The 15,757-nt window shown below is 39.0% G+C and carries 9 protein-coding genes and 1 pseudogene; 5 read left to right on the forward strand and 5 right to left on the reverse strand.

The genetic code is table 11. The features are described from left to right. Positions 1-28: 28 nt before the first annotated feature. Both AC625_RS23265 and AC625_RS23270 read right to left on the reverse strand, forming a co-directional pair. Positions 29-2,272: a sensor histidine kinase gene (locus tag AC625_RS23265; RefSeq protein ID WP_049683430.1), complete on the reverse strand. Its 2,244-nt coding sequence runs from the start codon at positions 2,270-2,272 to the stop codon at positions 29-31. Next, positions 2,250-2,945 (reverse strand): response regulator transcription factor, encoded by a 696-nt coding sequence (locus AC625_RS23270; RefSeq protein WP_049683431.1) that lies wholly within the window; start codon positions 2,943-2,945, stop codon positions 2,250-2,252. The genes AC625_RS23265 and AC625_RS23270 overlap by 23 nt, the downstream gene beginning before the upstream one ends. Positions 2,946-3,311: 366 nt before the next feature. Between AC625_RS23270 and AC625_RS23275 the strand changes: the two genes are divergently transcribed. After that, a complete protein-coding gene (locus AC625_RS23275) occupies positions 3,312-4,778 on the forward strand; it encodes an alpha-amylase (protein WP_049683432.1) in 1,467 nt (488 codons plus the stop codon). Between the two features lie 272 nt (positions 4,779-5,050). On the opposite strand, the gene AC625_RS23280 is transcribed toward AC625_RS23275, so the two are convergent. Next, complete coding sequence (locus AC625_RS23280) at positions 5,051-6,085, reverse strand: hypothetical protein (protein WP_049683433.1); 1,035 nt, start codon at positions 6,083-6,085, stop codon at positions 5,051-5,053. A 273-nt stretch (positions 6,086-6,358) separates the two neighbouring features. On the opposite strand from AC625_RS23280, the gene pepT reads away from it, so the two are divergent. After that, a complete protein-coding gene (gene pepT, locus AC625_RS23285) occupies positions 6,359-7,594 on the forward strand; it encodes a peptidase T (RefSeq protein ID WP_049683434.1) in 1,236 nt (411 codons plus the stop codon). Positions 7,595-7,775: 181 nt separating this feature from the next. On the opposite strand, the gene AC625_RS23290 is transcribed toward pepT, so the two are convergent. After that, positions 7,776-8,105: an MGMT family protein gene (locus tag AC625_RS23290; RefSeq protein WP_049683435.1), complete on the reverse strand. Its 330-nt coding sequence runs from the start codon at positions 8,103-8,105 to the stop codon at positions 7,776-7,778. Between the two features lie 478 nt (positions 8,106-8,583). Between AC625_RS23290 and AC625_RS23300 the strand changes: the two genes are divergently transcribed. From AC625_RS23300 to AC625_RS23310, 3 genes are all read left to right on the forward strand, one after another. Further along, positions 8,584-10,365 carry a sensor histidine kinase gene (locus AC625_RS23300; protein ID WP_049683437.1) on the forward strand — a complete coding sequence of 594 codons (1,782 nt, stop codon included), beginning with the start codon at positions 8,584-8,586 and terminating at the stop codon, positions 10,363-10,365. Then, entirely contained in the window at positions 10,343-11,080 is a 738-nt protein-coding gene (locus AC625_RS23305; protein WP_049683438.1) for a LytR/AlgR family response regulator transcription factor, read from the forward strand. Before AC625_RS23300 ends, AC625_RS23305 begins: the two co-directional genes overlap by 23 nt. A 132-nt stretch (positions 11,081-11,212) precedes the next feature. Beyond that, positions 11,213-13,018 (forward strand): carbon starvation CstA family protein, encoded by a 1,806-nt coding sequence (locus AC625_RS23310; RefSeq protein WP_049683439.1) that lies wholly within the window; start codon positions 11,213-11,215, stop codon positions 13,016-13,018. A 174-nt stretch (positions 13,019-13,192) separates the two neighbouring features. Here the strand turns inward: AC625_RS23310 and pulA are convergent. Continuing rightward, positions 13,193-15,661 (reverse strand): annotated as a pseudogene (pulA, locus tag AC625_RS23315) (type I pullulanase); the annotation flags it as partial. Positions 15,662-15,757 lie beyond the last annotated feature (96 nt).

Here is a 15,757-nt window from a genome sequence, read left to right on the forward strand (position 1 = left end):
TCTTTTGGGTCCACCTCTTCTATTTGACTTACATCGTATTTATTTTCACGGTAACCTTAAATAAATCTCCATCAATTTCAAGTTCCAAATCACCGCCATGCATATCCATAATAGACTTGGCAATGGCAAGCCCAAGTCCTGAACCCTCTGTATGACGTGACGTATCTCCTCGTTTAAATCGTTCAAACATTTCATCGACACTGTCACCGAGCTCATACTTTGTCACATTTTTGAACGTGATCACGGCTTGATTGTTCATTTTTTCAACGGATATATAGACCCTTGTTTGTTCCATCGAATACTTTAGAATATTGCCAATCAGATTATCAAATACCCGCCATATCTTCTGCCCATCAACAATGGCATACACAGGATGATCTGGACAATTGATACGGAATTGTAGCGTTGATTTCTTTATGGCTTCATCATGTTCGGCAAGTGCTTGCTGAAGAAGCTGGACGATATCCGCCTGTCCCTTGTTAAGATTAATACTTCCACTTGCCATTTTTGAAGCTTCGAAAAGATCTTCAATTAATACTTGCAATCTCTTGGATTTGCGATTGACGATTTCAATATAAGCATTCTGGTCTTCGTCTGTTAGATTTGGATTCTTCAACAACTCAGAATAAGTAATGATAGACGTAAGCGGTGTACGTAAATCATGACTGACATTTGTAATTAACTCTGTCTTTAATCGTTCACTTTTGGCCTGTTCAGACTTTGAAGATTTAACACCTTGTTTCATACTATTAATATCTCGAGCTAAGCCAGCTAGCACCGATTTCCCCTTCACCTCTATATCACCGTTCATATTTCCATTTACGAGCTCATTCGCATGCTTAATGATCCTATTAAAATAACCGGTGCGATTGAATATATACAATACGGTCGGCAGCCCTATAAATAGTAACCCTAGGACATAACCGATAATAAGTGAAGGTTCCCAAACTACAGCAGAAAAGGCGAAACCACAAGTGTAAATAACGAATAGTATAATTGTGATCCGGACGCCCACACTTGTATAAAGAAACGACTGCTGCAATGTTTGAAACAAACGGGCTAATACGGATCGCTCCCCTTCAACTCTTAGATGATCACTGCCTTTTTTATAAACATTGATTAATTCGACTGCTTGGAACGTGACTAACATCATTATCATTATTGTAAGGAAAAAAAGTCCAATTACATCAATAACCCAATCTACCACATTACCATACCCAGAAATACCCACATTACCATAGCTACCAGGTTCCAGATTGAAGGCCAAAGTTGGTACAGCCAACGCCAGCGTAATTCCGAAAATAACCACCCTGATATCGATTGGAAACCGCTCGTAATAAGTAATCCACTTAACTTCAGCCATCCGCTGAAAGGGCCTTATTTTTCTATAAAAATACAAGCATAAAAAGATGGCCAAAACAGTAAGTCCAAGAATTGTATAAAAGTAAACTTTATCTGTTTGATAATTTTTGTAATCCAGAATGACTGGATTGCTCGCTGGAGCAGATTTTGAAACGCCTATTTTTCCCTCAAACCGATTATTTGCTCCGATTCCTGGGATGCCAGATAAAGATTCTAATGCTGAGTCATTACTTCCTGGTTGTAGATAGCCATATTTACCGGAAGGAAATGTCCGCACATACCACATACTTTTATTCGTAAAAATTTCATCAAGATGGTCCTTTTCATTCATATTCACATTAGTGAACACTTTACCCGTTGATGTGTCTTTTAGATAATATTTAAACACCTCTTTATAATCGTTCAATTCATTGCGATAGTTAAGTTCACGTTCTTGAAAATAACGATCGACCTGTTGCTCCTTTTCTTTGCGAATCTTAGCTTCTACATACTCATCACTATTAAAGTTTTTCGTTATGTCTGCTATTTTTCTATCACGTTCTTTCGTGTAGGCTTCGACTGATTCCTTATTTCCAGCTAGATTCGCGTCCGAAATGCGACTCTCGTATTGATCTTTTATATTTTGAAGCTGTTCAGATAGTCCGCCATATCGATAACGATGTTCTTCAATTTCCTCAGATGTAACAACCAGTTTTTTTTTCACATCTTCTACTGTTACGCCATTTAATTCTAGCAAATTAATAGTATCCACAAACTGACTAAAATGATTTTCAAAGAAGTCTGTTTCATAGTAATCCTTGTTCAAATATCGGTTGCTATAATCGCCAATAAAAAAGACTCCTTTTAAACCAAATGCAAATAAAACCAACCAAATAACGAATAGATAATTACTTTTCCATTTTATACCCAATTCCCCATACCACCTTTAGATACCTTGGATTTTTCGGATCAATTTCAATTTTTTCACGGATCTTTCGAATATGTACGGCAACTGTATTTTCTGCATTATAGCCCGGCTCTTTCCAAACACGTTCATAAATGTCTTGAATCGAAAAAACTCGACCGGGATGATTCATCAGAAGCTCGACGATTCTATATTCAATCGGAGTCAACTTTACTGCCTCTCCATTGACCTCAACTACCTTGGCTTCCGGGTCCAGGGTCAGTCCATTTAAATCGATTATCTTGTTAGAGTCTTCATACGTCCCAAGCGTCACGTACCTACGCAGCTGCGATTTAACGCGAGCTATCAACTCAAGCGGATTAAAGGGCTTTGTGACATAATCATCTGCACCAACCTGGAGCCCCAATACTTTATCTGTATCTTCGCTTTTCGCACTTAAAATAATAATCGGGATATTCTTTTGTTCACGAATTTTGAAGGTTGTCGCAATCCCATCCATTCTTGGCATCATCACATCTAGGATAATAAGATGAATCGGATGCTCATCCAGCTTTTCGATTGCCTCGATGCCATCACCAGCTTGGATGACTTTAATGCCTTCGTATTTCAAATATATTTCGATTGCATCGCGAATTTCTTTTTCATCATCTACCACCAACACAGAAAATGATTTTGTCATTTTTTCCACACTCCCTTCTTTACTATATCAGAGTTAGTTTGAATTAATTTACATTCTAAAGGGTAAATCTTAACATTTACTAACTAGAATTCTTAAGAATTTCTTAAGGTTTTAAAGCGGCGCTAACTAGGGTACAATTTGAGGTAACTTGGTTCATACAAAACCTATATGGCGTTAAGACGCCACTATCTACCATGAAGTAGAACGCAACACTCACCCAATCACAATGGTGGCGGTGCGAAGCCGGATTGAAAGGTAGCTCAATAAAAGAAGTATACCCACTAAGTAGATTGGCTATATTCGTAAATCGCGAAGCCCCGCCCCATGTGCTTAATACAAAAAGAAGTGTCGAGACGGGGGATAATCATGAATCGGAATCATACGATGATGCAGTTTTTTGAATGGCATGTTGAGACGGACGGTACACATTGGAAGAGGTTGGCTGAAACTGCACCGAAATTGAAGGAAAGTGGAATAGACTGTGTATGGATTCCCCCTATAACAAAAGGTCAAGCAGCTGAAGATAACGGTTATGGGATATACGATGTTTACGACCTTGGTGAATTTAACCAAAGAGGAACGGTGCGGACAAAATATGGCACGAAGGATGATTTACACAAGGCAATCAGGGCCTGTCATGATCACAATATCAGTGTCTATGTCGATTTAGTCATGAATCATAAAGCTGGAGCAGATGAAACGGAAGTATTCGAAGTCATTGAAGTCGACCCATTCAATCGAAATGATGAAATTTCCGAGCCATTTGAAATTGAAGGCTGGACGAAATTTACTTTTCCGAATCGCGGTGGTCAATACTCTTCCTTTACCTGGAATTATGAACATTTTAATGGCACCGACTACGATGCCAAAACTGGTAAAAGGGGCATCTACCGCATTTTGCAAAAAAAATGGAATGACAAGGTAGCTGATGAATTTGGAAACTACGATTATTTAATGTTTGCGAATATTGATTATGAACACCCTGATGTTACCAACGAGATGATTTCATGGGGGAAATGGCTGATTGATACCGTTCATTGTGACGGGTTTAGACTAGATGCCATTAAACATATTAACTACGACTTTATTCGAGACTTTTCAAATGCCATGCTTGAACACACAGAGGGAAATTTCTATTTCGTCGGGGAATTCTGGAATCCTAATTTGGAAGCTTGTCGCTCCTACCTTGATCATACCGAATATAAGATTGACCTCTTTGATGTGGCTCTTCATTATAAATTATGCCATGCTTCCAAGGCTGGCAGAAAGTGTAACCTCGCAACGATATTTGATGATACACTCGTCCACTCCCATCCAATGAATGTCGTAACTTTTGTTGATAATCACGATTCACAACCTAATGAATCATTAGAATCGTGGGTAGAAGATTTGTTTAAACAAACGGCCTATGCGTTAATTTTGCTTCGAAAAGATGGTTATCCTTGCGTTTTTTATGGCGATTATTATGGAATAGGCGGTCCCGAGCCTATCCCGGAAAAAAAAGCAGACATCGACCCGCTTCTCTTTGCCCGTTACCATAAAGCCTATGGCGATCAAGAAGATTATTTCGATCATAAGAATATTATCGGCTGGGTCCGCCGTGGCGTTCGAGAAATTGAATATTCTGGCTGTGCTGTTATTATTTCTAATGGCGACAGTGGTAAAAAAAGAATGTTCGTTGGCGAAGAGCGTGCTGGTGAAGAATGGGTCGATCTGACGAATAATCGGCGAGATAAGATTACGATTGCAGATGACGGCTTTGCGGAATTCCCCGTTACAGGCGGAAGTGTTTCGGTTTGGGCGTTAGCGGAAGTGAGTTCAGACGATGAATAAAATTAAAATTCTATGGTACATTGGATCTTTTCATACAAAACCTATATGGCATTAAAACACCACCATTTACTATGAAGGATCAATCATATAGCACGCTACACTCACCTAATCACAATGGTGGCGGTGCGAAGCTGAATTTCAAGGTACTTTCTATAATAAAATAAGTATACCTGCTAAGTAGATTGTCTTGATTAATAAGTCGCGAAGCCCCGCCCCGTATCCTTCATACATGAGGAAAGGGGACAGACTTTGTCTACCCCCTTTTTGTCTCTCTAAAAAGAACTTTCCTTAGCATCTGCAATCCTTCGCCAGTTTTCCAGTTCTGGATGCTCATATCCCATGATCTTATAATAGCTATATGCAAGCTGTTCAGATTCAATCATAAACGATTCCATGCCTTCTTCCATATATTCGTCAATGAACGGTTTTACTTCATCGGTTAATTGATGCGCTAATGCTTCAATGAGAAATACTGCATCTTCTTCATACTCTAACATATCGAATGCTTGCTTCAGCTCTTGCACAGCCAAATCTGATTTAATCGTCCCAAGTATAGACGCTCCATAAATAATGGCATCAGGATTCTTTACATAAAGAGAAACCTCATTCACCACTTGGTCGGTTTGAAAGCTGATCAATACATCCGCTGTAACCTCCAATAATACATCATCTTCTCTCGTCAGAAGCCCTGCCAGTAGTGAAATATACTCTTTTTTTCCGAGAGCTCCAATTAAATAAACAGCGAAGATCCCTGCAAACTTGAAATAATCCTCATTCAAGTTTTCATTTAATATGTGAGCAATCTCAGTATCTGTAATCCAACCTTTTTTTGCAAGAACATTGGCCGCATGTCTTGCTTGTTGAAAAAGGGCTTCATTATATTCCTGGGATCGATCTAGTTTATTAAGTAACCTTCTATACTCCATCCATACTTGGTGTTCATCTCCATGAATGAGAATGTCATATAACCGAAAGACATCCTCAGGTAAGAAAGTAGATAATTCTTGCTTGTACTCTACTGCTAACTCCGGCTCCACTATCGTAAGTAACTGCTGATACATATGTAGCTTTTCTGGGGCTGCGACTTTTGCTCCTTCGATTAAAAACTGCACAGCTTCTTCGTTAAGTGTATGCTTCTTTAGCTCCATAAACATAAAGATAGAATTAGAATCGACCATCCTTTTAACCAATTTTGCCGTCCACTCTTCTGGAACATTTGGAAAATCACGTAATACTTGTAAGACAAATTCCTTGATATGAATATCCTCGCTCAATAGATGAGGTTCAATTTTCTCTAAAAAATACAATGATTCTGCTCCCTTCAATCGTAAATCGTACTACAGTTATAACATAGGATGTGTAGAAAACCCATCATTGAACAATATCATTCGCTCTTTCTTCAGCAGAAAACGATGAACAGGACACCTGTTATAGGATATTCTTCGGTAACGTACTTCCATTCATTCTCGTTTTCGAAACTATGATTAGTAAAGTGAATATTGTCTCATGAACTCCCTATATGAACGGGCGATCTAATCGTGATAAGATAATCATACATATCTTAAAGGAGCTGAACTAAAATGAAAAAAGAAATCATCGACCGTTTTACTTCTTATGTTAAAGTCGATACTCAATCCAACGAAGAAAGTCTATCTTGTCCTTCAACACCTGGTCAGATGACGCTCGCACATATGCTTGTTGATGAGTTAAAAGAAATTGGGATGGCAGACGTGACGATTGATGCAAACGGGTATGTAATGGCAACGTTGCCCACGAATACAACGAAGAACGTACCAACAATCGGTTTCTTAGCACATATTGATACCGCAACGGATTTCACAGGAAGAAATGTAATGCCTAAGCTCGTTGAAAATTATGACGGAAAAGACATTCAGTTGAATGAAAACCTACATATTGTGCTATCACTTAAGGATTTCCCTTCTTTGTCTAACTATAAAAGCCACACGCTGATTACGACAGATGGCACGACGCTTCTTGGTGCCGATAACAAAGCGGGGATTGCCGAGATTATGACAGCAATGAGCTATTTGATTCAGCACCCTGAAATCAAACATGGGAAAATTCGTGTTGCCTTCACACCTGATGAAGAAATTGGACGAGGTCCTCATAAATTCGACGTTGTTGCTTTTGATGCGAAATACGCATACACAGTAGACGGTGGCCCACTTGGTGAACTGGAATATGAAAGCTTTAACGCGGCCGGCGCCAAGATTACAGTGAATGGAACCAATATCCATCCTGGTACAGCAAAAGGGAAAATGGTCAACTCAATGAAAATTGCTATGAAACTGCAAAACAGGCTACCAGCTGAACAAGCGCCTGAGCTTACGGAAAACTACGAAGGCTTTTATCACCTGCTTTCATTTCAAGGGGATGTTGAACAAACGAAGCTCGTGTATATAATTCGCGACTTTGATAAAGGCGAGTTTCAAGCGAAGAAAATGATGCTTGAAAACATCGTAAACGAATTAAAAGAAAAATACGGTCATGACAGTATCTTGCTTGAAATGACTGATCAATATTACAACATGAGAGAAAAAATTGAGCCGGTCAAAGAGATTGTTGATATTGCTTATGAAGCAATGAAAAATCTTAATATTAAACCAAAGATTTCGCCAATCCGAGGCGGGACAGATGGGTCTCAGCTATCTTATATGGGACTGCCAACACCGAATATTTTTACTGGTGGCGAGAACTTCCATGGAAAATACGAATTTGTTTCAGTAGACAATATGATGAAGTCTGTAAACGTAATTGTTGGCATTGCTGAGTTATTTGAGGAAAAGGCGAAGTGAGATGAAGAGGATGTCCCACAAGGGTCTTGCCCTCGCACTCTATACACAGTTCATAGTAGTATTTACGCTTAATTTGAACTGTAAATTGCGGTTGCGGGGTCTGACCCTTTCGTGAGGTCAGACCCTGGGATATCCTCCTTTATTTTTTCACAATATAAGATTCCGTCACCAGTCACTTTGTTTATGTATAGTCTTCATACACAGTCTCCGGATGAAACTGAAATTCACTAAGATTTATTGAACCATTCATCATGAATTCAACTCCTTCACTTTGTAAGGAAAGCTTTTGATCATGAAAATGCTCATCGTCCTTAATTCCAATCAACCCTTTTGAATTTACTACCCGGTGCCATGGAAGATGATATTTTTCACTCATGGAGTGTAGGATTCTAACAACCTGTCGTGCGCCTCTTGGACTACCAGCCAATTTAGCAATTTGGCCATAGGTCATTACATTTCCTTCTGGGATATTTTGAATAATAGTAATTACTTTTTCAGTAAATGGCTGCATGTTCATCCTTTCATTAATACCCAATAATTTTTCGCTACTTGCATGTTTCTTTATAATATAAGTTGAATGAAAGATCCCCGCTTTTTCCTATCATTCAGGATAATCTGAGGTACCTGTCGCTCTAAGTTTTAACAAAGGGGAGACGAAAAATCGAATGCACGCTACTATTCCTTTAGTTAAACATATAATTACCGTAATCACAAAAAAGTCTGAAACCTTCTTGAAAAAAGCAAAATTCAATCGTTCAATTTATAGACAGAAAATTTTTTACGCCAATATTTACGGTAGCAATGATGGATTCCTATTCAAAGTATATATTAGCTTTTTAATAGACAACGAGAAAACAGTCCAGTTTAAAAATTTGATTCGGCTTTTATAAATTATGTTCTTTTGTGTATGCAAAAAAATCCTTATAATAAGGTGTGAGTTCGAAATACTGTCCATAACCTAATAATCGTGTTTGAAAGGACGAGTGACAATGTTCAATTTAGCACCACTAATGCTTGAAAAAGTTGGAATTATTGTTATTGTTGCTTTTCTATTCTCACAAATGAAATCGTTTCGCCAAATTGTACAAAATGAGCACAAAACAAATGAGAAAGTCATGCTCATTTTGCTATTCGGGGCATTCGGAGTCATCAGCAATTACACAGGAATTGAAATTCATCACAATACCATCGCGAAAGCTGAATGGCTTTCAGAAATAAACCCAGAAAGTGCACTAGCCAATACAAGAGTGATGGGTGTCGTCATTGGCGGGTTACTCGGTGGTCCTTCGGTTGGTATTGGAGCAGGTTTCATTGCAGGTATCCACCGGTATACACTTGGTGGATTTACAGCATTTTCTTGTGCACTCTCTACTATTTTGGCTGGAGTGGCTGCTGGATATTTTGGCAGAAAACGAAAGCAGAATGGGAAAAAAATAACGTCTACTTTTGCTGTCTTGACCGGAATGACATTAGAAACTGTACAGATGCTAATCCTTTTAATGACCGCCAAGCCGTTTGACCATGCACTGAATCTTGTTCAAATCATTGGGCTTCCTATGATTTTCGTCAACGGATTCGGAACATTGCTATTTATGTTCATCATTCAATCGATGATCCGTGATGAAGAACGTGCACGTGCAAGCCAAACGAACCAAGCCTTTCATATTGCCGATCAAACTTTACCATTCTTCCGCCAAGGTTTAAACATTCGCTCCAGCAAGGAAATATCAAAAATCATACTGAAGCTGACAGATGCCGACGCGGTTGCTATAACAGATGAACGTCAAGTCCTTGCCCATGTTGGGGAAAGTTCAGACCATCATATACCCAAAGCGCAACTTGCTACAGGTTTAACCAAACGAGTTCTTGGAAGCGGAGTCATTTCCATTGCAAGGTCAAGAGAAGACATCTTCTGCTTTCATAACCATTGTTCATTACAAGCAGCCATCGTCTTGCCTTTAAAGGTACAAAGGAAAACAGTAGGTACATTAAAAATGTACTTTACCCAACCAGACAAATTAGATCGGGTACAGCAACAGTTAGCAGAAGGTTTAGCTAACTTATTCTCCACACAATTAGAGCTTGCAGAGGCAGAAAGGCAAATGAAGCTATTGAAAGATGCAGAAATTAAAGCTTTACAAGCACAAATTCATCCGCACTTTTTATTTAACAGCCTGAATACAATCTCCATACTATGTCGCACAGATGTAAATAAGGCTCGAAAATTACTACTTGATCTAAGTTCATTTTTCCGGGGTAATTTACATGGAGCGAGACAGATGCTCATTCCCTTAGAAAAGGAATTAGAAAATGTTAAAGCCTACTTGTCATTAGTACAAACTCGTTTCCCAGACAAGTACGACATTAACTTTCAAATAGAGCCCGGTCTCGATAAAGTACTTATTCCACCATTTACCTTGCAACCTATCGTTGAGAACTCCATTCATTATGGCATTAGAAAGAGCAATAGTAATGGAATTATCACAATAAGAATTTTCACCCAAAATAATACGATGCGAATCGTTGTCACAGATAATGGAAAAGGAATTCCTGCCGAAAAAATTGAAGTACTTGGTAAACAAATCATGCAGTCAAAAAAAGGGACAGGCACTGCCATTTTTAATATTAGTCAGCGTCTAAAGGGCATTTATAATGGTCAAGCCCGTTTAACTATAAACAGTGAAGTGAACTTTGGAACAACCATTACGATTGCCATCCCGCTCGATAGTAAAGGAGTTTTTGATCAAAATGTTGAAAGCCTATATAGTTGACGATGAACCATTAGCAAGAGATGAATTGAAATATCTACTCATTCAAAGCAAACAAGTCAAAATCTTAGGAGAAAGTGATTGTCTGGAAGATGCAGTTGTAGATATTTCAAGGCTTAAACCGGATCTAGTCTTCTTAGATATTGAACTTGCTGAAGATAATGGTTTACAGCTAGCCAAGCATTTACTCACTCTAGACCCAATCCCGGCGATTGTCTTTGCAACAGCCTATGATGAATATGCCCTCCAAGCATTTGAATTAAACGCACTCGACTATCTATTAAAACCTTTTGATGAAAATCGTATTCAAAAAACACTAGAGAAAATCCAGCAAATGCAAAGAATTGGTGAGGAGGAAAGCACCATCCACCCTTCTTTGAAAAAAGACCACACTGGTAAAATGGCTGTCCTTGTAGATGAAAGAATTATTTTATTAACATGTGATGATATTCTTTATTTAGAATCATTTGAGGGAAAATCTATCATCAAAATGATGGAACACACATATAAAGTCAGTGAAGCATTGGTTGTTCTAGAGAAGAAGCTAAACAGAGGACAATTTATCCGCGTTCATCGCAGTTTCATTGTGAACATGGATCATATTATAGAAATAGAGCCTTGGTTTAATTCCACCTATCATTTAATTATGAAAGACAGATCAAAAGTTCCTGTTAGTCGCACCTATGTTAAAGAATTGAAGCAAATTCTTGGTTTCTGAGTATTTTGCATCTCACCTTTCCGTTTCTGCAACTCAACTTCCTATTTGTGTATTTCAAAATGAAAACGCTATAATCTCTATTTCCGTTTAGTATGATAGTAGTAGAGGACGAAGGAATGGGGGAAAGAAGAAATGAATGCGATTACAATAGTCATCGGTTCTATTTGTATACTCTTAATTGTATATCGTTTATATGGTACATTCATGGCTGCAAAGGTCTTGAAGCTTGATGATTCAAAGCTAACACCGGCCCATAAATTAGAAGATGGGAAAGATTATGTACCTACAAATAAATGGGTTACATTTGGTCATCATTTTGCGGCGATTGCTGCAGCGGGTCCGTTAGTTGGCCCAATATTGGCTGCCCAGTTCGGTTATTTACCAGGATTACTTTGGCTACTGATTGGGGCTGTAGTCGGTGGAGCTGTCCACGACATGGTTGTTCTCTTCGCTTCCATGCGCCGAGATGGAAAATCTCTATCAGAAGTAGCAAAAGAAGAGCTCGGCACTGTGGCGGGATTTTGTACAGGCTTAGCGATGTTATTTATCATCACGATTACAATGGCAGGTCTATCATTAGTTGTTTTGAGTGCATTAGAAAGAAACCCATGGGGAACATTCGCTGTCGGAATAACAATTCCAATTGCAATGGGGGTTGGATTGTATCATAAAAAAACAGGCAACTTAAAAGGTGCGACGATTGTAGGTTTTGCTCTTATCATGGCTGCTATCTTCTTTGGACCAAACATCCAAGGCACGGCATTTGGTGATTTGTTAACGTTTGAAAAAAGTACACTTGCTCTTATTCTACCAATCTATGCATTCTTTGCAGCCGCTTTACCAGTCTGGTTATTGCTAGCACCACGTGATTATTTAAGCACATTCATGAAGATTGGTGTATTCGCAGCATTGATTATTGGCGTATTTTATGTAAACCCAGCTGTTCAGTTTCCAGCTTTTACAGAATTTATTAATGGTGGTGGACCAATTATCGCCGGTCCGGTTTGGCCATTCATCTCCATTACGATTGCTTGTGGAGCAATCTCAGGCTTCCACGCATTCGTTGGTTCTGGTACAACACCAAAAATGATTAATCGTTGGAGTGACATTAAAGGCGTTGCTTTTGGGGCCATGCTAGTTGAATGTTTAGTTGCGATTATGGCTTTAATTGCAGCAGTTTCCCTGCAACCAGGCGATTATTTCGCAATCAACTCAACTCCAGAGAAATATGCAACATTAGGAATGGAAACGGTTAATCTCGATAAACTGAGCGAAGAAGTTGGAATGGATCTCGAAGGAAGAACGGGTGGAGCCGTTACACTTGCTGTCGGGATGACGTACATCTTCACTGAAATTCCAATTTTCGAAAAACTGGCGTCCTATTTCTACCAGTTTGTTATTCTATTCGAGGCTGTTTTTATTTTAACGGCCATCGACTCAGGAACACGAGTTTCGCGTTATCTGATCCAAGATTTCCTGGGAGACTTTATTAAACCGTTAAAACGGACAGATTCACTACCTGCTAATATTTTTGCAAGTGCTCTAGCCTGCTTTATCTGGGGATATCTCCTTTTCTCCGGTGATATTAGTTCCATCTGGGCACTATTCGGAGTATCGAACCAATTAATGGCTGCTATCGGTCTTATTGTCGGTGCAACTGTTGTCCTCAAGATAGCCGACAAGCGGTGGTATATGCTAACATGCCTTATCCCCTTAGCATACTTGTATGTAACAGTTAACGTAGCAGGGTACTGGATGATTAAAAATGTTTACTTAAATGCAGAAAATGCCGGCTACAGTGTATTAAATGGAATTCTTTCTATCATTATGCTAATTCTAGGTCTTTTAATTATCATTGCTTCCATCATCAAATGGACTCAACTATGGAAAATTCCACAAACCCTATTAGTAGAACGGTCAAAAACGGAAGCCTCCTGATAAGAAATGCGTAAGTGCCTTGGTCAATTTCAGACATAGCATAAGCCAATAAAGCTATATGGAGAGGATAGGCGCTTACGCTCAACACCAAAACTCCTTGAAAATACTTATACTTTTAAAAACAGCATCCGATTCAGTGAACTTACCTGAATAGGGTGCTGTTTGATTCTACATTTACTTTGTTTCCAACACGAAAGTACTTAATGCAGGAACTGTGATTTCATTGGATTGGATTTTCGCTAATGCTTTTGTTCCAGCTTTTTGCCCATTTACAAGCAGAGAATATTTTCCTCTGTTTGGAATACTAAAATCAATAGCCTGCTTATTTGCATTATGAACGATAGTTAGTTCCGTTTTTGACTTTTTTTCCGGACTTGTCAAAGTATAGGCAATAACATTTTCCGGTGCTTCCAAGAAGGTCAAATGTTGATGAACTTCCTCCGCTGTTCCAAGGCGAAATGCTGGATATTTCCTTCGTAGTTGAATAAGTCCCTTCATATACTCAACTTCCTGGTAATATTCCGCTCTCCGCTTCCAATCAAGTTGATTGACCGCGTCTGGTGACTTATAGCTATTATGGTCTCCGCCTTTTGTGCGCATGAATTCCTGACCAGCATGAATAAACGGAATTCCTTGTGAGGTTAGAATGATTGATGAAGCAAGCTTATGCATTTGTTTCCTTTCCACTTCCGTGGCTTCAGGGTTCGTCAATGCAAGCTTATCCCAAAGTGTGTGGTTGTCATGAGCTTCTACATACGTAACAATTTGCTCCGGATCAAGATAGCTATCTATACTTGTTCCGGAAATTCCTTTTTTAATTATTTCCTCGAGCCCCGATTTACCGTTTACAAAACCTGTGTCACGCTCTTCAAATACGCTTCCCTTTAAACCATCACGAATACGATCATTGAAATGAGCAATTCGCGGCATCGTAGCTGCATTCTTTTGGTTAGCTTTCTTTTCGGCATCAAGCGGAGTATTTAGGTCCCAGCCCTCGCCAATTACAATGATGCTTGGGTCTATTTTATCTAAGGCCCTACGTATTTCATTCATCGTTTCAACATCGTGGATCCCCATTAAGTCAAAACGGAAACCATCAAGATGATATTCCTTTGCCCAGTAAGTGACTGAATCAACGATGAACTTGCGCATCATTTTCCGTTCAGAAGCAGTATCATTGCCGACACCGGAACCGTTCGCCAATGTTCCATCCTCGTTATAACGGAAATAATAGCCCGGAACTAATTGGTGGAAATTCGATTCACAAGCGGAGTACATATGGTTATACACAACATCCATGACAACACGAAGGTTCTGCTTATGAAGTGCTTGAACCATTTGTTTCACTTCCCTGATCCGTACCTTTGGTTCATATGGATTCATTGAATAGGAGCCTTCTGGTGCATTGTAATTCTTCGGGTCATAGCCCCAATTATATTGTTCTTCATCCAACCTTGTTTCATCAACGGTGTGGTAATCATACATCGGAATAATTTGAACATGGGTAACGCCTAGGTCTTTAATATGACTAAGTCCCGTTTTCACACCTTGCGGACCCTTTGTACCAAGCTCAGCTACCCCCAAATATTTCCCCCTATGCTTAATACCACTTTCTTCTTGGATCGATACATCACGAATATGCAACTCATAAAAAATAGCATCCTCCGCTTTCTTCAGAGCGGGTTTCTTTGTTGACCAGTTCTTTGGATTTGTACTCGTTAAGTCCACGACCACACCTTTATTACCATTTACGGTAACAGCACGTGTATACGGATCGACTGCTTCTGTCCACTCGTCACCAGTCTTCACTTTATACGTATAAATCAAGCCATCTTGGTTTCCTTGTATTTCAAGCTTCCATGTTCCTTTTTCCGCTTGTGTCATCGTTATTTCTTTCCCAACTTGGTCGTCCCACTTATCATACTTCACAACCTTGGCTTCGCTTGCTGTAGGGGCCCAAAGTCGAAAAGCGGTCTTCTTTTTGGTGTACACATTCCCTAAATCATTTCCATCGTAATAATAAAGGGTATCAAATTCTTCAGATCGAATCGCAGCGCCCATCTCCACAGTTGAAGTTCCAAATAACCGCTTCGATACTGTATACGTCGTTTCCAAATCAAGATTTTCTTTCGTCATTATTTTTATCCTATTTGTCGTCGTTTCATTTTCCTCAAAGGCTTGAATTTCTTTAATTTGTGCTCCCTCCAATGTAACCCCAGCAAATTTTCCATCACTTAACAAAAAATGAAAATTGGTTTCTAATGTAATTTCGTTCACCTTATCTATTTTTGCACTAAAAATTTTCGGCATCTGGTCTTTTTATGATGAATCATAATACACCCGTTCAACCCCTTGCATGATCCAAATTTCCACGGTCCCATCTTCTTTGAATTTTGTAATAAAACAGTCTTTAAATTTCTTATTTGCAAAAGTCTCGGCATTCTTGCTTTGACGAAGTATGAAACCAAGTTTCTTGATTCCTTCTTCATCCGATACAGTCAGCCTGGCCATGTTTCCATATTCAATATCTCCTGTGTAAGCTACCTCTTGACCATCTTTCCCTTCAAACAAGAGCCAAAGACCATACTCTTTCTTGTCGTTTGCTACTTCTAGATAATAGATCGTTACTTTCGTATTCTTAGCAGCAAACGTTTGCACAAAAAGATAGCAAAATCGTAGTTCAAATAAGTAATCTGTTCGACAATTATTTTGTATTTTTCTTATCTTCAATATCTTCCC

The organism is Peribacillus loiseleuriae, assembly GCF_001183985.1.
Classification (GTDB): Bacteria; Bacillota; Bacilli; order Bacillales; family DSM-1321; genus Peribacillus; species Peribacillus loiseleuriae.